Annotated in this window: 20 protein-coding genes and 1 tRNA gene; 14 read left to right on the top strand and 7 right to left on the bottom strand. The window is 63.5% G+C overall.

The window, feature by feature from the left end; genetic code table 11:
- The first annotated feature begins 29 nt into the window (after positions 1–29).
- Together BMI87_RS09850 and BMI87_RS09845 are read left to right on the top strand one after the other, a co-directional pair.
- The gene (locus BMI87_RS09850; protein WP_078520992.1) at positions 30–1,073 is read left to right on the top strand and encodes a proline/glycine betaine ABC transporter permease; all 1,044 of its coding nucleotides are present in this window, start codon (positions 30–32) and stop codon (positions 1,071–1,073) included.
- Between the two features lie 10 nt (positions 1,074–1,083).
- Positions 1,084–2,133, top strand: a complete 1,050-nt coding sequence (locus tag BMI87_RS09845; RefSeq protein ID WP_078520991.1) for a glycine betaine/L-proline ABC transporter ATP-binding protein — start codon at positions 1,084–1,086, stop codon at positions 2,131–2,133.
- 296 nt (positions 2,134–2,429) lie between these two features.
- On the opposite strand, the gene BMI87_RS09840 is transcribed toward BMI87_RS09845, so the two are convergent.
- Entirely contained in the window at positions 2,430–2,846 is a 417-nt protein-coding gene (locus tag BMI87_RS09840; protein WP_078520990.1) for a universal stress protein, read from the bottom strand.
- Positions 2,847–3,555: 709 nt separating this feature from the next.
- On the opposite strand from BMI87_RS09840, the gene BMI87_RS09830 reads away from it, so the two are divergent.
- From BMI87_RS09830 to BMI87_RS22070, 4 genes are all read left to right on the top strand, one after another.
- Positions 3,556–5,574: an AAA family ATPase gene (locus tag BMI87_RS09830; RefSeq protein WP_078520988.1), complete on the top strand. Its 2,019-nt coding sequence runs from the start codon at positions 3,556–3,558 to the stop codon at positions 5,572–5,574.
- A 378-nt stretch (positions 5,575–5,952) separates the two neighbouring features.
- The gene (locus BMI87_RS09825) at positions 5,953–6,450 is read left to right on the top strand and encodes a hypothetical protein (RefSeq protein ID WP_078520987.1); all 498 of its coding nucleotides are present in this window, start codon (positions 5,953–5,955) and stop codon (positions 6,448–6,450) included.
- Positions 6,443–8,215, top strand: a complete 1,773-nt coding sequence (locus BMI87_RS09820) for a phage terminase large subunit family protein (RefSeq protein WP_078520986.1) — start codon at positions 6,443–6,445, stop codon at positions 8,213–8,215. The genes BMI87_RS09825 and BMI87_RS09820 overlap by 8 nt, the downstream gene beginning before the upstream one ends.
- Before the next feature lie 162 nt (positions 8,216–8,377).
- The gene (locus tag BMI87_RS22070; RefSeq protein ID WP_146681553.1) at positions 8,378–9,061 is read left to right on the top strand and encodes a hypothetical protein; all 684 of its coding nucleotides are present in this window, start codon (positions 8,378–8,380) and stop codon (positions 9,059–9,061) included.
- Positions 9,062–9,084: 23 nt separating this feature from the next.
- Here the strand turns inward: BMI87_RS22070 and BMI87_RS22065 are convergent, their stop codons facing one another.
- Both BMI87_RS22065 and BMI87_RS09815 read right to left on the bottom strand, forming a co-directional pair.
- Positions 9,085–9,288 carry a hypothetical protein gene (locus tag BMI87_RS22065; protein ID WP_146681552.1) on the bottom strand — a complete coding sequence of 68 codons (204 nt, stop codon included), beginning with the start codon at positions 9,286–9,288 and terminating at the stop codon, positions 9,085–9,087.
- 31 nt (positions 9,289–9,319) lie between these two features.
- Positions 9,320–9,565 (bottom strand): hypothetical protein, encoded by a 246-nt coding sequence (locus tag BMI87_RS09815; protein ID WP_078520985.1) that lies wholly within the window; start codon positions 9,563–9,565, stop codon positions 9,320–9,322.
- Between the two features lie 254 nt (positions 9,566–9,819).
- On the opposite strand from BMI87_RS09815, the gene BMI87_RS09810 reads away from it, so the two are divergent.
- The 7 genes from BMI87_RS09810 to BMI87_RS09780 all read left to right on the top strand — a co-directional run bounded on the left by BMI87_RS09810 (position 9,820) and on the right by BMI87_RS09780 (position 14,585).
- Positions 9,820–10,431 carry a hypothetical protein gene (locus tag BMI87_RS09810; RefSeq protein ID WP_078520984.1) on the top strand — a complete coding sequence of 204 codons (612 nt, stop codon included), beginning with the start codon at positions 9,820–9,822 and terminating at the stop codon, positions 10,429–10,431.
- Positions 10,431–11,813 (top strand): phage portal protein, encoded by a 1,383-nt coding sequence (locus BMI87_RS09805; protein WP_078520983.1) that lies wholly within the window; start codon positions 10,431–10,433, stop codon positions 11,811–11,813. Before BMI87_RS09810 ends, BMI87_RS09805 begins: the two co-directional genes overlap by 1 nt.
- Entirely contained in the window at positions 11,803–11,988 is a 186-nt protein-coding gene (locus BMI87_RS09800; protein ID WP_078520982.1) for a hypothetical protein, read from the top strand. Before BMI87_RS09805 ends, BMI87_RS09800 begins: the two co-directional genes overlap by 11 nt.
- Positions 11,975–13,738 carry a prohead protease/major capsid protein fusion protein gene (locus BMI87_RS09795; protein ID WP_078520981.1) on the top strand — a complete coding sequence of 588 codons (1,764 nt, stop codon included), beginning with the start codon at positions 11,975–11,977 and terminating at the stop codon, positions 13,736–13,738. The genes BMI87_RS09800 and BMI87_RS09795 overlap by 14 nt, the downstream gene beginning before the upstream one ends.
- The gene (locus BMI87_RS09790) at positions 13,738–13,959 is read left to right on the top strand and encodes a phage head-tail joining protein (protein ID WP_078520980.1); all 222 of its coding nucleotides are present in this window, start codon (positions 13,738–13,740) and stop codon (positions 13,957–13,959) included. The genes BMI87_RS09795 and BMI87_RS09790 overlap by 1 nt, the downstream gene beginning before the upstream one ends.
- Before the next feature lies 1 nt (position 13,960).
- Complete coding sequence (locus BMI87_RS09785; RefSeq protein WP_078520979.1) at positions 13,961–14,290, top strand: DUF2190 family protein; 330 nt, start codon at positions 13,961–13,963, stop codon at positions 14,288–14,290.
- A gap of 115 nt (positions 14,291–14,405) precedes the next feature.
- Positions 14,406–14,585 (top strand): hypothetical protein, encoded by a 180-nt coding sequence (locus tag BMI87_RS09780; RefSeq protein ID WP_078520978.1) that lies wholly within the window; start codon positions 14,406–14,408, stop codon positions 14,583–14,585.
- Here the strand turns inward: BMI87_RS09780 and BMI87_RS09775 are convergent.
- From BMI87_RS09775 to BMI87_RS09760, 4 genes are all read right to left on the bottom strand, one after another.
- Positions 14,567–15,841: a DUF6538 domain-containing protein gene (locus BMI87_RS09775; RefSeq protein WP_078520977.1), complete on the bottom strand. Its 1,275-nt coding sequence runs from the start codon at positions 15,839–15,841 to the stop codon at positions 14,567–14,569. The two genes, BMI87_RS09780 and BMI87_RS09775, sit on opposite strands and share 19 nt — an antisense overlap.
- Before the next feature lie 143 nt (positions 15,842–15,984).
- A tRNA-Ser gene (locus BMI87_RS09770) sits at positions 15,985–16,074 on the bottom strand.
- A gap of 200 nt (positions 16,075–16,274) precedes the next feature.
- Positions 16,275–18,380, bottom strand: coding sequence for an ATP-binding cassette domain-containing protein (locus BMI87_RS22540; RefSeq protein WP_168175189.1), 2,106 nt, complete (start codon positions 18,378–18,380; stop codon positions 16,275–16,277).
- Positions 18,381–18,386: 6 nt separating this feature from the next.
- On the bottom strand, positions 18,387–19,568 hold the full coding sequence (locus BMI87_RS09760) for a sugar ABC transporter substrate-binding protein (RefSeq protein WP_078520976.1): 1,182 nt from the start codon (positions 19,566–19,568) through the stop codon (positions 18,387–18,389).
- Positions 19,569–20,010: 442 nt separating this feature from the next.
- Between BMI87_RS09760 and rpsD the strand changes: the two genes are divergently transcribed.
- On the top strand, positions 20,011–20,631 hold the full coding sequence (rpsD, locus tag BMI87_RS09755) for a 30S ribosomal protein S4 (protein ID WP_075775099.1): 621 nt from the start codon (positions 20,011–20,013) through the stop codon (positions 20,629–20,631).
- Positions 20,632–20,776: the final 145 nt, after the last annotated feature.

Raw genomic sequence — 20,776 nt, 5'->3', positions numbered from 1 at the left:
CGGGTCTCCCTGTGCGACCCGGAAAACCAATGGCAGCTTACGAGAATTTCTTCAACGCGGTGGGGCTGAAGGACTGGTGTTCGGCCGGCGGCGACGGTGGCGGCGGCATGACGTCGATGGCCGACCTGATCGCGCAGACCGACGGCACCACGACGCAGGGCCCCAGCCTCTGGAACTGGCCCTTCCCCTCGCTCGACGCACTCAACAAGGCCTGCGGGGCGATCCCGCCCTCGCGCGATGTGACGCAGGGCCTCGAGGACGGGTTCCTCGCGATCCGTGGCGGGCTGCGCGCCATCGTGGACCCGCTGACCCAGCCCCTGAGCTGGGCCCTGCGCGACATGCTCTGGATCATGACCAACACGCCGTGGTGGCTGATGGTGCCGATCCTGATGCTGATCACCTGGCTCGTGACGCGGTCCTGGAGACTGGTGGTCTTCGTGCTGGTCTCGATCGCCTTCCTCGCCTTCATCAATCACTATGAGGCGGCCATGCAGACGCTGGCGATCATCTTCGTCTGTGCCTTCATATGCGTCCTCTTCGGGGTGCCGATAGGCATTGCGATGTCGCGGAGCGACCGGCTCCAGCGCACGGTGATCCCGATCCTCGACATGCTGCAGACGCTGCCGCCCTTCGTCTATCTGATCCCGCTGATCTTCCTGTTCTCGGTCACCGAACCGAAGCTCTACGGTATCGCGATCATCCTCTATGCGATCGTGCCCGTGGTGCGCCTGACCGATCTGGGTATCCGTCTGGTCGATCCCGACGTGATCGAGGCGGCCGACGCCTTCGGCATGACCAAGCGCCAGAAGCTGTTCGGCGTGCAGATCCCGCTCGCGCTGCCCAACATCATGGCCGGTGTGAACCAGACGATCATGATGAGCCTCGCCATGGTGGTGATCGCTTCGCTCGTCTCGGCCCCGGGTCTGGGCGTACTCGTGCTGCGCGGCATCCGGTCGCTCGAACTGGGCACGGGTCTCGTAGCTGGCTTCGGGATCGTGATCATCGCGATCTTGCTCGACCGCGTGACGAAAGCTTCGCTCGCCCGGATCGACACCAGCAAGAGCCGGAAGTGAGGAGACAGACATGACGAAAGAAATCAAAGTCTCGATCCGACACCTCTACAAGATCTTCGGGTCGGATCCGCAAGCGGCGCTCGAAGATGTCAAGGCGGGCATGGGCAAGCCGGAACTGCTCGAGAAGCGCAACCACGTGCTCGGGCTCAACGACATCAACGTGGACATGAAAGAGGGTGAGATCACCGTCATCATGGGGCTTTCGGGCTCGGGTAAATCCACACTGATCCGGCACCTCAACCGGCTCATCGAACCCACCGCTGGCGAAGTGATCGTCAATGGCGAGAACATCCTCGACTATAACGAGGCGCAGCTGCGCAAGCTGCGGCGCGAGCGGATGTCGATGGTGTTCCAGAAATTCGCCCTTCTGCCGCACCGCACGGTGGCGGAGAACACGGCGATGGCGCTGGCCACCCGTGGCTTCCCGGCTTCCGACTATGTTGCCGAGGCCGAGAAATGGCTCGACCGCGTCGGGCTCGGCGGCTATGGCGATCACCACCCGCACCAGCTCTCGGGCGGGATGCAGCAGCGCGTGGGGATCGCCCGGGCGCTGGCGTCGAACTCGGACATCATGCTGATGGACGAAGCCTTCTCGGCGCTCGATCCGCTGATCCGGACCGACATGCAGGACCTGCTGCTCGAGCTTCAGGCCGAGCTGCACAAGACCATCATCTTCATCACCCACGATCTGGACGAGGCGCTCAAGCTCGCCGATCACCTGGTGATCCTGAATGACGGTCGGGTGGTCCAGCAGGGCGAGCCGCAGGAGATCCTGCTCAACCCGGCGGATCCCTACATCGAGGACTTCGTGGCCGACATCAACCGCGCCCGCGTGCTGCGCGTGCGCTCGGTGATGGAGCGCGGCGCGCCGGAAGGCGAGATGTCGGGCGATATCGACGGCAACGACAACCTCGAGAGCGTCATCGCCAAGGCCGAAGGGGCGCTCGATCGCCGCTACCGCGTGATGATGAGGGGCGAGCCGGTGGGCAGCCTCACCATGCCTTCGATCATGCGCGCACTGGTGCCCGCGCAGTCCTCGGGCGAGACCGCCAAGAGGTAAGAAGAAAGGGATCCGCCCCTGATTGGGGCGGATCCGACCCGCCGCGCGACAGGCGCGGGCTTTTCCCGAATATCAGCTTGTGCTGCCGTGGAAGCGGGGCGCGCGCCGGCCCGTGGGGTGGCGCATCGAGAGGGCAGCGCCCGACCTCGGGTGGGCGCATGTCCCCGACCTTGGTGGTCTACGCTTTATCCCGCCGCACCCTTCCGACATTCATCCGCGCGCAGGTGGCGCAAAAGCGCCCTCCCGGGGGGAGGTCGGGCGCTGCCCGGTGTGCTGGTCGCACCCCGGGCCAGCCCTTAGCTCCGCACGACGTAGACCGAGCACTCCGCATGGGTCACGACATGGGACGCCGTGGTGCCCAGAAGGTAGTCCTGCACCTTTGGGTTGGCCGCTTCCATCACGATCAGGTCCACCTTGCGCTCATCCGCCAGCTTGACGATCTGGCGGTGTACCGCGCCCTTGCGCACGACCATCTCGACCTCGGTCACCCCGCTGGCGGGATTGTCGTTGAGGAATTTGCGCAGCTGCTGGCCCCAGTAGGTATCCGAGTTGTAGATATTGAGGTTTCGCTCGATTTCGGGCGCAATCGTCGCCACGATCAGCTTCGCTCGGCGCCGCCGCGCCATCTCGACGGCTTCCATATAGGCATGATGCTCGACCTGGGCGTGGCGCAGGTTGATCGGGCAGAGGATGAGCTTTGTCTGGCGTGCCATGATGGCCTCCGGGGGAAATTCGAGGCGGAGAATGAACCGCGTGGCGACCGGGCGCAAACCCGGATTAAAGGTGCCCCGCGCCTACGACGATTTTTCATCCTCCAATCGAGCACATACGTCGCTCCAATGCCCCGATGCGACATCGATGAGCGCGTATTCCCGCAGCGCATAGCACGGCTCGGGCGCGGCTCGCTCGGGGGCAGATCGGTTGTGCAGACCCGCGCGCCGTCCACCGCATCCCGCGCCGGATGATCTCGGTCATCTGATCGACCCGAAGGTCGTCGAGCGTGTGGCCCATCGAGCAATAGAAGATGCGCCGGGCTGATCGTTCAAGACGGTGTGGCCGAGGATGATGTGGGGTGTTCACGCGTGGCGAAGGGCTTTTGCTCTGTCCCGACAACCGATTGGCAGGAACAGATTAGATTTTCCGCACTGGGTGATGGCGGAGACGAAGTCCGCTCCATGCTCGGCATTTTCATAGTTAATATAGTTAAAACAGATACTTGCAAAATATCCGCGACGCAAAATGTGTTGCAGTGTGTGTTGCAAAATCTGATTGTCACCTTCCGGGCCACGATGACACGAAGCCCGCTTCCCCGCTATCCTGAAATGAGTAACCCGTCCCCTCTGCGAAAGGGACGGGCTACCTGAAATTTGGCGTGCCGGGCCTGCAAGCCCCCGCGCCGTGGCATCTAAGAAAGGCTGAAAGATGCAAACAAAACATAACTCGAAAGCCCCCAAAGGCCAAGTCTCCGACAACCGCCAAGCTGCCCATGATTTGGCTGCTGAAGGCTACTTCGTGATCCCGTTGGGAGCGAACAAGCGCCCTCTGGTCAAGGGCTGGCAAGACAAGGCAACTAGTGACGCCCGGCAGATTGAGCGCTGGTGGGCGAAGTGGCCCGATGCCATGCCCGGGCTGCCAACTGGCAAGCTCAACGGCTTCGTGGCCTTGGACGTAGACCTGAAAAACGGCAAGGACGGTTTCGCTGGACTTAGTACTTTGGGGCTGGACGTGGATACCTTGTCGCCCGGCCAGACTTTCACCCCGACCGGAGGGCGACACCTCCATTTCAAATACCAAGGAGAAGGTAATAGCGCCGCCGGGCTGCCCGCTGGGTTGGACGTGCGCGGCGAAGGGGGCTTCGTAGTGGCCCCCGGCGCGACAAACGACAAAGGCGTCTATACGGGCCGTCTGACGCGCGAGTTGCCGGAGTGGCCCGAGGCTCTGACAATCCGCCGCAAGGTCGTGGAGCCGGGGCGGGGTGAGCCCACGGGCCTTCCCTTCCGCGTGATCCGAGATGCGCTCATGAAGTGCCCCAACGATGGCGACGCCTACGCCAGCCGGGACGCGTGGCTGCACATAGTCATGGCCGTGCATTGCGAGACCGGGGGCAACGAAGAGGGCCGCGAACTGGTCCATGAATGGAGCAAGCAACACCACGACTATGACGCGGACCACACGGACGCGCTTTGGGACTCGTGTAAAGCTGACCGTGGCCTGACCGGCTGGCACGTTATTCATGAAGCCGAGCGGCACGGCTGGCACGACGACACCGTAACCGACCTTCGCCACATGGAGCTGCTGGAAGACTTCGACGACCTTTGGGACGAAATGGGATGGCTGCTGCCCGAGGAAGAGGCGGACATTGCCGAGCTGGTCGGCGTCCTGCCGGAGCAACAGACCGAGCCGCTTTTCCTTCCCGCATCGGAATGGGCTGGGCTGCCTATCCCGCCGCGCAAGTGGCATGTGGACGGCCTTATCCCCGGCAATACCGTCACCCTGTTGGGTGGCGATGGCGGCACCGGGAAGAGCCTTTTGGCGCTTCAGCTTGCCGTCTCTACCGTGACCGGCAGGCGGTGGGTCAACCGAGGAATCGACCAGCCGGGCAAGGCATTGGTGCTATCTGCAGAAGACGACAACAACGAACTGCACCGCCGCCTGTCTGACATCTGCGACAGCAACGACGTTCCGTTGGCAGCTCTCAACAAGTTACTAATGCGTTCTTTGGCGGGGGAGGACGCCTTGCTGGCGGTGCTGGACCGCAAGACGAACGCACTGAAGCCCACGGCACTTTATGCTGAAATCTGTAGAACGATGGAGCGCGAACGCCCCAAGCTGATCATTCTCGACACGCTGGCGGACTTGCACGCGGGGAACGAAAACGACCGTGCGCATGGCCGCCAGTTTATCGGGATGCTGCGGCACTTGGCGATTGAATATGAGTGCGCAGTTGTCCTGCTGGCGCACCCTTCGCTGACCGGGCTCAACAGCGGCACCGGCACGTCCGGTTCGACCGCGTGGAGCAATTCCGTCCGTTCCCGGCTTTATCTGCGCAGGGTGAAGGATGATGGGTATGAGGCTGACCCCGATGCCCGGATTCTTGAAACCATGAAAGCCAACTACGGGCGCACGGGCGAGGAAATTGGTCTGACGTGGATGGGGGGCGTCTTCGTTCCCGACGCCCCCACACGCGAAGAGCGGAACAGTAAGGCCGAGCGGGTTTTCCTTTCCCTGCTGGCCGAGCACACCAAGCAGGGCAGGAAGGTTTCGCCCAAGGCTTCGTCGGCCTACGCCCCTAAGGTCTTCGCAGGGCTGCCCGGCAGCGAGGGCGTGAGCAAGCGCGCTTTCCAAGCAGCGATGGAGCAGCTTCTGAGCAATGGCGCAATCCGAGTGGAGGAAGAGGGGCCGCCTTCCAAGAGGCGGGCTTTTCTGGTGGGGGATTCCTGATGGTTGTTCTCTTTACCGGCGTTCCGATGTGGGCCTTCCAACCCTCTTCCAACCCCTATTTTGGGGGCTTCCAGCCTACTACCAACCCCCATGCCAACCCCTGTTCCAACCCTATGCCAACCTATGTTCCTTCCAACCCCCATACCCCCATAGGGTTGGAAGGCCGCCCTTTGGGCGTGCGGCCACCAACCTTGGCCGGGCATTCCCAGCGTTCCCGAGCTTCCCGCCGTTCCCGTGGCGGCTCCCTACTGGGGATATGCGTCGGGGGGGACGCGGAGCCCCGGCATTTCCCGCTTCAGAAAAAATTTCAAATGGGAAACCCGGTTTTCCCGAATTTACCGGCGTTCCCGCCGTTCCCAACTTTCCCGAGAGGCCCGCATGATCCCCAAGACTGAAATGGCAGAAATAGACGCGCTGGTGGGTGGTCCGGAACCTGAAGGCGTGACCGCTGGCGAGCTGGCGGAATGGCTCGGCCTGACCGCCAACCGCGTATCGACCCTCGCCCGGCAAGGCGTGATCCCCCGGAATGCTGACAAGCGGTTTCCGCTCCGGGCCGCCGTCAAAGCCTATTGCGAGCACGCACGCGCCGGGGCCACTGGCCGCCGGGCCGACTCCGAACTGGCCGCCGAAAAGCTCCGGCTGGCGAAAGAGCAAGCTGACAAGATCGCCTTCGCCAATGCCCGAGCCCGTAGCGAGCTGATCGCCGCCGCCGAGGTAGAACGCGAGTGGGCTGGCGTTCTGCGCGACGTGCGCGCCGCCTTCCTCGCCTTGCCGAGCCGGGCCGCTGGCAAGCTCGGCCACCTGACTCCGCATGACCTTGCCGCGCTGGACGCCGAAGTCCGCGACGTGCTGATGGAGCTGGCCGAGCATGAGTGACACTCTAACCCGAACCCGCCGCAACGCTATGGCCGCGCTGAAGCCGCCGCCGCGCCTGAGCCTGCCCGATTGGATCGAAGGCACCATGCGGCTGCCTGAAGGCGTCTCGGCTACCCCGGGGCGTGTCACGCTCTGGCCGTATCAACGGGGCATCGCGGAAGCCATTTCCGACCCGCTGATTGAGCGCGTGACCGTGGTGAAGCCGGTGCGCGTCGGGCTGACCACACTGCTATCGGGCACCGTGGCTGCATATATCTCCAATGAGCCCGCGCCGATCATGGTCTTGCAGCCGACCGAGGCGGACGCCCGCGACTACGTGGTGAGCGATCTGGAACCGATCTTCTCGGCCACGCCGGAGCTGAAAGGGCTTATGTCTGCCGAGACCGATGAGGCCGGGCGCAACACGCTGCTGTCCCGCCGCTTTCCCGGTGGCAGCCTCAAGGTCGTGGCCGCCAAGAGCCCCCGCAACCTGCGCCGCCACAACGTCCGCGTGCTGCTGATCGACGAAGCCGACGCGATGGACCCGGGGGCCGAGGGCTCGCCCCTCACGCTGGCCGAACGCCGCACCCTGAGCTTCCCCAATCGCAAGATCGTGCTGGGAAGCACGCCCACGCTTGAGGCCACATCCAACGTGCTGCGGAGCTACGCCAACAGCGACTCCCGGGTCTATGAGTGTCCGTGCCCGCACTGTGGCGACTTCCATGAGATCACGTGGGCAGACATCCAATGGCCCGAGGGCGAACCCCTGAAGGCCGCCTATGTCTGCCCGAGTTGCGGGGCCGTGACCGATGAGCGGCACAAGCCCGCGATGGTGGCCTCCGGGCGCTGGCGGATCACGCGGCCCGAGGTGGAGGGCCACGCCGGTTTCCGGCTCAACGCGCTTGTGTCCACGTTGGTGAACGCCTCTTGGGGCAAGATTGCTCAAGAGTTCCTTGAATCGAAGGCGCACCCTGACAAGCTGCAAGTCTGGACCAACACCCTCATGGGCCAAGGCTGGCGTGAGGCTGCCGAAGAGATCGACGACGCGGCACTGGCCGCCCGGGCCGAGCCCTTCGGGCTGCCCGACTCGATCCCGGGGGACGTGCTCTTTGTCACCTGTGGCGTGGACGTGCAGCGCGACCGGCTGGAAATGGTCTTCGTGGGCTGGGGCCGGGATGAAGTCTTCATCTTGGCGCAAGACGTGATCTATGGCGACCCGATGGGGGACGACGTGTGGGCCGAGCTGGACGACGCCCTGCGCACCGTCTGGAAGCACCCCAAGGGCGGCTTCCTGCGGGTGGACGCCACGGGCATTGACGCAGGCGACGGCGTGACAATGGACCGAGTCCTTGGCTTCTGCCACCCTCGGATGGGCCGCCGCATCTATGCCTTGAAGGGGGCATCGGGCGACCGGCAGGCGATCAAGGCCAGCGACACGCGGGGCGCGCGGCTCTTCATCGTGGGCGTGGACGGGCTCAAGGGGCAGCTTATCAACCGACTGACCCGTGGCCACTCTGTCCGCTTCTCTGACACGCTGGAAGGGCGCTTCTATGAAGAGCTGGCGTCCGAGCGGCTGGTGATCCACTACCGAAAGGGCGCACCGATCCGGCAATGGGAACGCACTCCGGGCCGCCGGGCGGAGTCCCTCGATTGCGTCATCTACGCAATGGCCGTGCGCAATCTGGTCAGTGCCAACGTAGACCGCCGCGCCGAAGAGGTTCTGGCGGTGACAATGCCCAAGCGGCGGGCTACCGTGGCGAAAAGTAAATGGCTTGAGGGACGGTAATCTGAAACTGAGCGCCAAGATAAACCGCAGAAGGAAGTTCTGCAGTCCCTTCTGTCGTCACCATATGCGTAGAAAACGAATTCGGCTATGTGAGGACTTGTTTTGAGACTATATGGCTACGGTTGGATTGGAAGAAATCTGAGCCCAATAGAAGTCAGGCAATTGGCTACCTACCATGCTGGCGCAGCTTCCTCAGAGAATTTGGGTTTAAACAAGCCCCTTATCGAACCCGCGAATGAAGCTGATATTGAGCTGATGGTCGTGCCCTCACAGCGCGTCGCGAAAATGACAAAGCAAAAATACTTAGAGGACTTTTTCAATAAAGGAATTATTCAATTAGGAACTTACGACCTTTTTCGTAACGCTGGGAATCCTGAGGTGCGAGATCATCAAGAAGGGGTCGTTACCTTGATTGGCCAAGGTTATAACCGCACAGCTTGGGGCCGATTTCAGGGGGGCGATAGTAATTACCTATTTTGCACGTATTTAGGTGATCCCGATCCGGCTGTAGTAAGAGCATTTGAGTATGAAACATGTTACTACATTGATGACCCAGTGGGATTTGCAAGCGCAGTAGGCGCTGCTTTGGGTGCCCAATCATACTCTTTTGGAAAATGTGTATATTGCCAAGAAAAGGCTCTTATTGGCGAACTAAAACCTGAGTACTCTTTCGAGCGAATGGATCGCCGGACCATTGAAATGGTTGGCGAGGCAATGCATTTTGTCAAGCCAGTAAGGTATTCACACCAGATGGAGTTCAGGTTCGCTTGGAGGGTGCCCTCAGACGTAAAGGGCTCGCTTATTGTTGAATGTCCCGACGCAGTGAAGTTCTGCTCAAAGAAATAACGCGTAACTCTGCTCGAAGCGGTCTAGTTGTCCGGGTTTTCCAACCCGCGTGCCGCTAGGGCAGCAATGCTTTCTAGAAGGTGCCAGTTGTATTTGGAATCGTTGAGTGCAGCGGTTCGTATTTGGTTCACACATTCAATAAAGTCATGATTGCGCACCAAATCCTCGATAATCTGCACGCCAGCCGCGCGGCCGTTCTCTTGGGCTTCTGCGAGTCGATCACTCATTGACTTATTCCCTTTCTGATTTCGCCTGATTCTAACCGAAAAACGTCTGATGCAGGCGAAAAATTTTCTCTTCAAGCTCCGCCTGCGCGTCCAGTGGCATGTTTTCGACCTTGCCCCACCTCTTCCGCGCTTCGTCAATCAAGGCGTCCTCCGCTTTGACGTAGGCTTTCCGCCGCTGGCGGGCTGAGCGCAGCACCGTGTTGCTGCCCCGTTTGCGTGAACCATTCATAGAGGCGAGCCCAGCCAAGCCAAGCCGCTTTTGGTGCGGTGCGTGCATGTGATTTTCCTTTCTGCCGAGCGGGCCCGGACGGGTGAGGAAACAGCCCCCGCCCGGGCACTTTGGCACTCGATTTCCAGCCACCCCATGGCTGGCGATTCGAACCATAAGTGATTTCTGGCATCGCTCGCAAGTCATTGTTTTTATTGTCTACTTTAGGTAGCCAATGCCATTGTCTACTACAGGTTGCGAATTTACCTGAGCCCCGATTCTGGTCATCGTAAGGCGAATCTCCGCTAGTGAGGATTTGCCCGATGGCCCTTCAGACGACCCAAAACGAAGCCGAGCGCGCGGTCTACATCGCCCATGATCGCGTCGGGCTGACCCACCAAGTTCTTGCAGAGGCATTGGCCGAACCCGGCCTGCCCATTGCCGACGCAAAAGCCTTCATCCGCAATATGGGCGCGGCGGGCTACGTGAAGCCCTATGGTCGGTGCCGAACCGACAAGCGCACGCCCCACCTGTATCGCCCGGACGCCGCGCTGGCGCTGGCCGTGCTGCTGCGGGCAAGTGAGGCGGGCTTTTCGTCGCCCGACGCCCGGGAAGCTCTGGGGCAGGCAATCCAGAACTGGCGGCCCGGCGACGAACCCGGCCCGCTTGATCTGATCCCGCGTTCCCCGGGCGCGCTTATTATGGCGTCCTATGCCGAGGGCTTCCGCAACTTCGCGGCGGACATCGTGTTTTTCCGGCAGCCCGGCGCGCGCAAGCCGCTGGTGGCGGCCCGCTATCGGCAAGTCCAGGACGGCGTTACGCGCGGCACCAACTTCCCGCCCGAAGCCGCCGCGCTCGAAATCCGGTCTTCGTGGACGTGCCCCCTTGATCCGATCCTCTCGCATTTGATGCGCCGTCGGGGGGCCACCCACTAATGTCCCTGCTGTCCCGCCTCAATCCCTTCAAGCGCGAAGCCGCCCCGGTGGCTGTCCGATCCTTTGACGCGGCTGCCGGTGGCCGTCGCGGCGCGGGCTTCGGGCGGCACTTCGGCTCGCACGGCACCGAGACGCTGGCCGCCGCCATTCCGACCCGTGGCCGGGCTCGGCACGCTCACGCCAATAACGGCTATGTGCGAAACGCCGTCGAAGCGATTGTGGCCGAGGCCGTTGGGGCGGGCGTCGAAGGCAATTCGGCCTATCCCGACAAGGACGTGGCCGCCTTGATCGACAAGGCGTTTTCCGACGCCGATCTGGACGCCGAGGGCCGCACCGACTTTCGCGGCATGACCGCCGCCGCCGTGCTGGCCGAGATCGTGGACGGGGAAGCCCTCTTCGTGGCCGAGCACCGGGACGGGCGCACCGTCTGGCGTCAATACCCTGCTGAGGCGCTGGACGAGTCCGACACCCGTGAGCTGGGCAACGGCGGCTATGTGGTGGCGGGCGTGGAGTTCGCGGCCAATGGCACGCGCCGCGCCTATCACTTCCGCCCGCAACGCCCGACCGATCTTTTCCCGACCGCGCAAGAGGTCATCCGCGTTCCGGCTGAAGACGTGATCCATATTTTCCGCCAGCTCGGCCCGGGCCAAGTGCGCGGCATTTCCCAGCTCGCCCCGATCCTGCTGACCGTCAATGAGCTGGACCAAGCCCTTGATGCGATGCTTGTCGGGCTGAAAATCTCTTCCATGTTCGCGGGCTTCGTCACCGATACCACGAACATGGGCGGCGCTGGTGAAACCTTCCCCGAGGCCGATGGCGGCGACATTTCCCTTGAACCCGGCGTGGTGCGCGTCCTGCCGGGCGGCACCGACATCAAGTTCGCCGCGCCCGAGCAAGCCAAGGAGTCCATCGCCTTCGCAAAGCTGACGCTCGGCCAGATTGCCGCCGGGCTTGGCGTGCCCCAGCACCTTGTTGACGGCGATCTGAGCCAAGCGAACTATTCCAGCCTGCGGGCCGGGCTGCTGCCGTTCCGGGCCAAGGTGGAGCAATACGTCTATCACACGCTTGTCCCGCAATTCCTGAATCCGATCTTCCAACGCTTTGTCACCGACGAATACGTGGCCGGGCGTCTGGACGTGTCCGACCTTGCCGCCGCGCGGAAAGCTGAATGGCTGCCGCCGCGCCCGATGCAGGTGGACCCGCAAAAGGACATGGAGGCGGCCCGTTCTGCCCTCGAAATGGGGCTGACCAGCCGCCGCCAAGCCGTCGCACAACTCGGCTGGAACGTGGCCGAGCTGGACCGCGAAATTGCCGACGACCGCGCCCGGGAAGCCGAGCTTGGTTTGACCTTCAGCGCGAAGGGGGCAGCCAATGACCAATGACATCACGTGGCGAAAGCTGGTGAAAGACACCGGCGCGCGCACTGACCGTTACGGCCCCAAGCTGACCATGAACCTCGCCCGCGCCAGCGCCGTGCGCTGCCCCCGCTCGGGCAAGCTCATGACACGCGATACCGACACCTTCAAACGCATAGAGGCCCGCCTTGCCCCTCGATAACGCCCTGACGCGGGCCGCCCAGACCCGCCCCAACAGCTATGACCCGGAGACGCGCACCGTGTCCGCCGTGATCGCCACGCCGTCGCCCGTGACCCGGCGCGACGCCCGGGGGCCGTTTCTGGAAGTGCTGACCGCCGACACGCTCGAACTGCCCAAGCCGGATGAACTCCGAATCTTGGATTCTCATCGCACTGACTCGGTCATCTACACTTTGGGCCGCGTCCAATCCGTCGCCGTGGAAGGCGACAACGTGGTGGCGACGCTCCGCTTTACGTCCGCCGATGACGCCGCGCCGATCCGGCAGCGCGTGGAAGAGGGCACCGTGAGCGGAGTCAGTATCGGCTACCGCGTCTCGGGCTGGATCGAACGGAATACGCCGCAAGGCCGGGTGAAGAGCCCGACCCGGTGGCGTCTCACTGAGGTCACGTTGACCTCCAACCCGGCGGACCCGTCCGCCCGTCTACGGCAGAAAGAGGAACCCATGCCCGAGACCATCGAAACCCTTTCGCCGCAAGAGGCGGAAGCGCAACGCCGGAGCGACATCCGGGGGCTTGTCCGCGCTGCCGGGCTTGGCCCGGAGCTGGCCGACCAGCTCATTGACGAAGAGGCCGACATGACCGCCGCCAAGGCTGCCGTCTTCGACGCCCAACAAACCCGCCGCTCGGCCCCCGTGGTCCGCGTGCATGGCTCGAACGAAGACCCGGCCACCATCCGCACCCGGCAGGCGGAAGCGCTGGCCTATCGCATGGGCGGGCTGGAAGAGCTGCCCGAGGCGTCGCGCACCTATGCCGACGTGAGCCTGATGGACATGGCCCGCGAAGCCGTGGAGCGCATGGGCACCAGCACGCGCGGCATGAGCAGGGACGAAGTGCTTCACCGCGCCGCCGCGCACGGCAGCAGCGACTTCGCCCTGACCGTCATGGACGCGACCGGCAAGACCGCGATGGCGTCTTACCGGGCCGCCGAAAGCCCCCTGAAGGCGCTTTGCCGCAAGCAGACGCTCCGGGACTTCAAGACCAGCACGGCAATCCGCCTTGGCGAAATGGGCGAGCTGGAAGAGATGGCCGAAAATGGCGAGTTCACCGCCACCAGCCGGGCTGAAGAGGGCGAGTCCATCAACCTCAAGACCTTCGGGCGGCGCATCGACCTTACCCGGAATCTCATCATCAATGATGACCTGAACCTTCTAAGCGACACCGTGCGCGCCTTTGGCGAGGCGGCTGCCCAGACGGAAGCGGCGATCATGGTGGCGATGCTGACTGGCAACCCGGACATGCGCGACGGCACGCCCGTCTTCGACGCCAGCCGGGGCAATACGGGAGAAACCGCTGGGCTGCCTTCCAAGGCGACCTTGACCGAGAACCGTGAAGCCATGCGTCTGCGCAAGGGCACCGATGGCAAGACCATCATCGACGCGCCGCCGCGCTACCTTCTGGTGCCCGCCGATCTGGAAACCGAGGCCGAGGAAATCCTTGCCGCGATCCAGCCCGGCACCACGGCGGACGTGAACCCCTTCGCGGGCAAGCTGAAGCTGCTGGTGGAGCCGCGCCTGCCGTCGGGCACGTGGTATCTCTTCGCGGACCCGGGCCGTCTGGCCTGCCTTCGCTACGCCTACCTGAGCGGGGCCGAGGGCGTGCAAGTCCAGCGCCGCGAAAGCTGGGACACGCTGGGGCTGTCCTTCCGGGGCTTCCTCGACTTCGGCGCGGGCTGGCTCGACTGGCGCGGCGCGCAGCGCGTGGCGACTTCCTGATGGCCCTGACGCTCGACCAGCTCACGCAGGCCCGTGACGCGCTTCTGACGGCGCGTGCGGGCGGCGTGCGGCGCTTCCGCGACCAGAATGGCGAGGAAGTCGAATACAAGTCCGACGTCCAGATGGCCGCCGCTCTGGCGTCGCTGGACCGGCAAATTGCCGAGTTGGCCGGGCGTCGGACGCCGACCACCCTTCATTTCCGTACCTCGAAAGGAACCTGAAATGCGCAACTTCGTGCAACCCGGTGAAAACATCACCGTGACCGCCGTGGCCGCCGCCAGCTCTGGCGATGGCGTCAAGCTCGGCAATATTTTCGGCATTGCATCGGGGGACGCCGCCATTGGCGATCCGCTGGTGCTGGTGACGGAAGGCGTCTTTGAGATGCCCAAAGTCTCCACCGACGAACTGGCCGTGGGCGATGCGGTCTATTTCCGCGCGTCCGACGGGGCCGTGACCAGCACCGCCAGCGGCAACACCAAGATCGGCGTGGCCGTCTCGGCAGCGGGCAACCCGTCCGGGGGCGTTCGCGTCCGCCTCAACGGGGCGTTCTGAGTTAGAGGCCGAGTGATGGGACCGCTCGGCCTCTCAACGCGGGACTGACCACCCCGTTTGTCCCAGCGCGGCGCGTCTACTCTCCACGCAATGCGCTTGCCCTTGGTATCAACAGATGGAGAACCTTGAACGCCTGAAAGCTGCACGCGCCAAAGTCGCGCGCATGGTGGTGGCCGATCCTGTCTATGCTCCGATTTTCGAGCGCATAGAATCCGACATTGCCGAGCTGGAAGCCATCGCCGCCAATGACGTGGTGGCCCGGGCGCGTGCCCTTGTTCAAAGCGCGACGCGCTGAATCAATCGCTGCAAGTCGGCAAGGGACGCACCCTTGCCATACCGTTCACGGTCAAGGGCGTGGCCGAAAAGGTCGCGCCTGATCCGTTCATCAATCCCCGCCGCCAACATCCGGTCTTCAAAGCTATGTCTCAATCCGTAAAGAGAGTGCTCCGGTGTCTCCAAGAGCCTGTTGGCCCGGAGATACTTGTTGATCGTGGCCGAGAGGCTGGCGGAGCTGGCACGATACTTGGGGAAGCCGTCAGGGCATTGTGCCATAGCTTTCAGGCTCACGCCGGTCAGGGGGATGACACGGCGCGCGTTGCGCGTCTTGAGCTGGCGTCCAACGGGCTCAATCGAAATGTGCGGCGTGGTCGCGCCAAGCCGTATCTGGTCTCGTGTGAGGGCCGCCAGCTCGCTCGGCCTCGCCCCGGTGTTGACCATCGCCAGAACGATGCAGCGGGCTTCCTTGTTGAGCCCGTCCAGCGCTCCCGGAGCCAAAAGCTTGTCGCGTATCCAGCTTTCGGAGAAAGGCGGACGCTGCTTTGCCTCGGCTTCCTTGAAACTGAGATCGGAGAGGGGCAGCACCAGCCCGAGCCGCTTCATGCGGTTCACGGTCTTCAGCACGTCGCCAAGGTGGATAAGGTCTTTGTTGCCAGAGTTCGGCGTGAGTCCTTCGTCCCGCATCCGGTCAAACCACCAGTCGCGAAATTCCAGCATGTCGTCGCCGGTAATTTCGCCAATGGCCTTGTCGCCAATCACGTCTACGAAGTTCTTCACGGCTTTCTTGCGCGGGTTTTCCCAACGGCGGAGCTGGTCCGGGCTCTTTCCAAGCGTTTTGTCCGCTACCAAGCTCCAATAGAGTTCCAGCGCCCGAGTCACCGTGATCGCCGGTTCACTCACCCCGCCCATAAGGGCAGCCGTGTCCCGCATATCCAATTCACCGTCTTTGCGCTCTTTGACGGCTTCGACACGTGCAAGAATCTGGTCTTGAGGCAGCTTGGCGACTTGGGGCGCGGGCAGGTAGCGAAAGCCCCGGACGGCGGCGAGATTCTTGGCCGCCTCGAAACGCTTTTCCGCGTCGCTTGTGTCTCCAGCGAGCCGGGCTTCCCAGCCTTCCACGATGTGCTGCCACGCGATAGGGGCTTTCTGTTGCGCGACGGTAAGGGAGTCCGTGTGCAGGCTGACCCAGATGCTCTTGCGCTCTTCAACGCCCTGATAGCGGCGCGGCACGCGCTTGCGCAGGTGGTAAGTGCTGCCCCGCTTCATGATGGTCATGGCCGTTCCCCCGCTGCTGGTGTGTGCGGATTGTGCGGCGAAATGTGTTGCAAAACAAGGCGAAACGACGGAACGCGCGCTGGGTGCGAAGACCTAATGGCTTGTTTTTATTGGGAAAATGTCCAAAACAAGGCGAGTTTTGGTGGCGGAGACGAAGGGATTCGAACCCTCGAGACCCTTCCGGGCCTACTCCCTTAGCAGGGGAGCGCCTTCGACCACTCGGCCACGTCTCCGCGGACCCGTATAGGGATCGTCTCGGGGGGAGACAAGCGGTTTTTCGGCGGAATTTCGGGTGGTTTGCGATTTCCCTCGCGTGGGGCGACGGGGACGCAGGCGCGGGCGCGGGGCGGCATGGGGCAGGGGCGCCGGGCGCAATGAAAAACGCGCGCGAGATGTCTCGCGCGCGTTTCGTTTTCAAGAGGTTTCGCTTGGCTTAGCGGGTGGTCTCGCCGCGCCGGCGTACCACCACGTCGACCGTGATCGATGCAAGCAGCACTGCCGCCGTCGCCATCAGCTGTACCGCCGCCGGCAGACCCAGAAGCGCCATGCCGTTGACGATCGCCGCGATCACGACACCGCCGAGGATCGCGTGGATCGGATGGCCGCGCCCGCCGAAGAGGGACGTGCCGCCGATCACCGCGGTCGCGACGACATAGAGCACGATCGTGCCGCCGTCGAAGCTGGTGGAGATCGAGCGCAGGCGCGAGGCGTAGATGATGCCGCCCAGACCCGCCGTCGTCGCGGCCAGCGTGAAGGCTGCGGTCCGGATCAGGCGCAGGTTGATGCCCGCCCGGCGCGCGGCCTCGGCGTTGCCGCCGATCGCGAGGACATAGCGGCCGAATTTCAGCCGTCCCAGCAGGAAGGACCATGCCAGCAGCACCGCGAAGACGATCGGGATCACCCACGGCATGCCCGAGAGCGGGAAGCGTGCGACGCCGCGGTTCATGTTGGAGATCGTCACCAGCACGATACCCGCGATCACGGCGGCCGCGATCTTCGCGATGGTGAGGCCCATCGGCGGCGCGACGAGGCCGCTCTGGCGGCGTTTTGCATCCTTGCGGAAGGTCATGATCGCGAAGACCAGAACCACCGCTCCGGTCATCAGCCAGCCCATCAGCGGGCTCAGCGTGCCATTGGCGAAGTTGTTGATCGTGTCACTCGCGACAGGGATCGTCCCCCCGGCGCCGAGCAGTTGGATCATCAGACCGTTGAAGCCCAGAAGGCCCGCAAGCGTCACCACGAAAGAGGGCAGTTTGAGCCGCGTGATCAGCGAGCCCTGGAAGATACCCAGTACCGCCGGAACGGCCAGGCCCGCCACGACCGCCGCCCACCAGGGCCAGTCGGTACCCGGCGCGACCAGCAACGTCGCAACCGTCGCCCCGATCCCGGCCACGAAGCCGAGCGACAGATCGATTTCCCCCAGCAAGAGGACAAAGACCTGTCCCATCCCGATCATCATGAAGACCGAGCCCTGAACGAGCAGGTTCACGACATTCCCCGGCGAGAGGAATTTCGGGTTCTGCAGCTGGAAGATCAGCGAGATCAGCACGAAGCCCAGAAGCACCGGCAGCACGCCGCTTTCGCCCGCCTTGATCTTCGCCCATGTGCGCGAGAGGTAGCTTGCAAAGCTCTGATCTTCGGTCGTGGCGCCCACCACGGCGGAGGGGCCGCTGTCGCCCGATGCCTCGCGTTGCGCCGCGACATCCTTGGCGTTCTCTGCCGCGATCGAGGCGGCGGCGCGCATCGCGCCCGCTTCGACGACGTGATCGGACTTGCCCGTGGTCATCAGTTCGACCACGCGCTGCGTGTCGTATTCCTCGATCGGGCCCTGGCTGACCATCTCGCCCAGACGCAGGATCGCGAGCCGGTCGGAGACCGCGAAGACGTCATTGAGGTTGTGCGAGATCATCACCACCGCGAGACCCTGATCGGCGAGGCGGCGCACGAGTTGCAGCACTTGACCGGTCTGGGCCACGCCAAGCGCCGCCGTGGGCTCGTCGAGGATCACCAGTTTGGAATTCCACATCACGGCCTTGGCGACCGCGATCGATTGCCGCTGGCCGCCCGAAAGCGCCGAGACCGGCGCGCGGATCGAGCGCAGCGTGGTCACGCGCAGCCCTTGCAGAGTCTCTGCTGCGGCGCGCTCCATCGCGTCCTCGTCGAGCATCCCGTTGGTCAGAATCTCGCGGCCGAGGAACATGTTCTGCACGACGTCGAGATTGTCGCACAGCGCGAGGTCCTGATAGACGACCTCGATGCCCAGCTCCGCACTGTCGCGGGGCGAGCGGACGCGGACCTCGTTGCCTTCCCATTTGATCACGCCGCCATCGGCTTCATGGATGCCAGCGATGGTTTTCGTCAGCACGGATTTGCCCGCGCCATTGTCACCGACCAGTGCCGTCACCTCGCCGGGGCGGACGTCGAAATCGACCCCGCTGAGCGCCTGCACTGCACCGAAGCTCTTTTCCAGACCCCGAATACGGAGGATCGCGTCGCGATCCTCCGTCAGGGACCCGGTACCGTTACCCGTGTCCATCATTGGCTATCAGTTCCCGATGCCAGCGGCTTTGCACGCATCGGCTGCGTCGCCCGCACAAAGCTTGGAGGTGTCGACGAAGCCGTCTTTCACGACGGTGTCGGCCATGTTCTCCGGGGTGACCCAGATCGGCTTGAGCAGGATCGAGGGCACGTCCATGCCGCCCTGGCTGTCATTGACCTTGCCGTTGACGAGGCCGTCGGGCGGAGTGTCGCCAGCACGCATGTAGAGCGCGAGCGCCGCTGCCGCCTGAGCTTCGAGGTAGATCGGCTTGTAGACGGTGCCGCACTGGTAGCCGGTGAGCACGTTCTGCAGGCCGGTAACCGTCGCGTCCTGACCGGTGGTCGGGAAGGCTTTCGGCGGAACTTTCAGCGTCTTGAGATAGGAGATGACCGCGTTGGCGTTGTCGTCATTCGGGGTGACGACGGCGTTCATGTCCTGATGCGCGGTGAACTGCTGCTCGAAGGTGGTCCGTGCGACCGACGGATCCCAGGTGCCCGCGGGCTCGCCCGCATTGGTATAGCTGCCATCGTCGAATTTCGGCTTCAGCACGCTCATGTAGCCCTGCTTGAACAGGGTGGCGTTGTTGTCATCGGGCGAGCCCGCCATCACGAGGATGTTCGGCTTCTCGATGTTCCAGTCGCTGAGGCACTGTTCCATGCCCTTGCCGATCAGCTCGCCGACATATTCGTTGTCGAAGCTGATGTAATAGTCGCGCGAGCCGCCAAGCGTGATCCGGTCATAGTCGATGACCGCGACGCCGTGCTCTTTCGCGTATTTCTCGACAGCCGCACCGCCGCCCGAGGAGATCGGGTCGATCAGCAGAACGGTCGCGCCCTGGCTGATGTCGGTTTGCGCCTGCGTGAGCTGGTCGGCTTCGGAGCCCTGCGCGTTGGTGATGATCAGGTCGTCCGCGGAGAGGCCTGCTGCCTTGAAGGCTTTCTTCAGGTAGGGCTCGTCGAACGAGGTGTAGCGGGCCGAGCTTGCTGTGTCGGGCAGCAGCACGCCCACTTTGCCTTTGCCTTTGGCGGCGACGTCCTTGAGCTGGCCCATGGCCGAGAAATCAGCGCCGAAGCTGTCGGCGGTGACGCCTTGAGCCTGCGCGGCACCTGCAATCAGGCCAAGCGCGAGAACGCTGGTTCCAGCGAGACGCGCGGCGGTTCCGCACGTCGAGCGACGAATGTCTTTCATTATTATCCTCCTAAGGCCGGATGGGTTCCTCCCGTGGGGTGGCATCGCCTTGCCCCAGCGCGCCGCCTGTGCCGGTTACGGACAGGGCAGCGCCGGGGCGCGCATCCGGTACGCGTCCCGTTAGCGCAATCATGGCTTGAAATGTTGCTCTGAACAGGGGGGTGGCGAACACAAAACACTCACGAAACTGCGAGGCTGTGGCGTTCCGGGGCGACTCAGAAGAGTAGGGGGAACGAGCGGCTGGCTTCGCGCGGCACCGATGTGGCGCCCGGAGTGGTTGACACCCGCGCGCGCCGCTGTATAAGCCCGCCATTCCGGTAACGCGAGTTGCCGGGATTATTCATTGGTGTTGGTGGACCTCGCAAGAGGAAACCTGTCGCCGGTCGCCGCAAGGCCCGGAGGAGGACAACGCCCTTCGAAACTATAATGAAGGAGACCAGCCGTGACCAAACGCACGTCTGCCAAGTACAAAATCGACCGCCGCATGGGCGAGAACATCTGGGGCCGCGCCAAGTCGCCCGTCAACCGTCGTGAATACGGCCCCGGCCAGCACGGCCAGCGCCGCAAGGGCAAACTGTCCGACTTCGGTATCCAGCTCCGCGCCAAGCAGAAGCTGAAGGGCCATTACGGCGACCTGACCGAGAAGCAGTTCCGCCGCATCTACGCCGAAGCCGAGCGTGTGAAGGGCGACACCGGTGAAAACCTGATCGGTCTGCTCGAGCGCCGCCTCGACGCGCTGGTCTACCGCGCCAAATTCGTCCCGACCGTCTTCGCTGCGCGCCAGTTCGTGAACCACGGCCACGTGCTCGTGAACGGCAAGAAAGTGAACATCCCCTCCTACCGCCTGAAAGAAGGCGACGTGGTGGAAGTCCGCGAGAAGTCCAAGCAGATGGCTCTGGTTCTCGAAGCCGTTCAGTCGCCCGAGCGTGACGTTCCGGATTACATCGAAGCCGACCACAACAAACTGACCGCGAAATTCGTGCGCACCCCGGCCCTGTCCGACGTGCCCTTCGCGGTTCAGATGGAACCGAACCTCGTGGTCGAATTCTACGCGAAGAACTGATCTCTCAGTCTTCGCCGATCATTCGGAAAGGCCGTGCCCCCGGGGCGCGGCCTTTTTCTTTTGGGCGATGGGCGAGGGGGCGCCTTTGCCCGGAACAGCCGCGCAGCGGCCCGGGCAGCGCCCGACCGCCCCCTCGGGCGGGCGC

This window comes from Thioclava sp. F28-4, assembly GCF_002020045.1.
Classification (GTDB): domain Bacteria; phylum Pseudomonadota; class Alphaproteobacteria; order Rhodobacterales; family Rhodobacteraceae; genus Thioclava; species Thioclava sediminum.
This window is presented reverse-complemented; position numbering and strand designations above follow the sequence as displayed.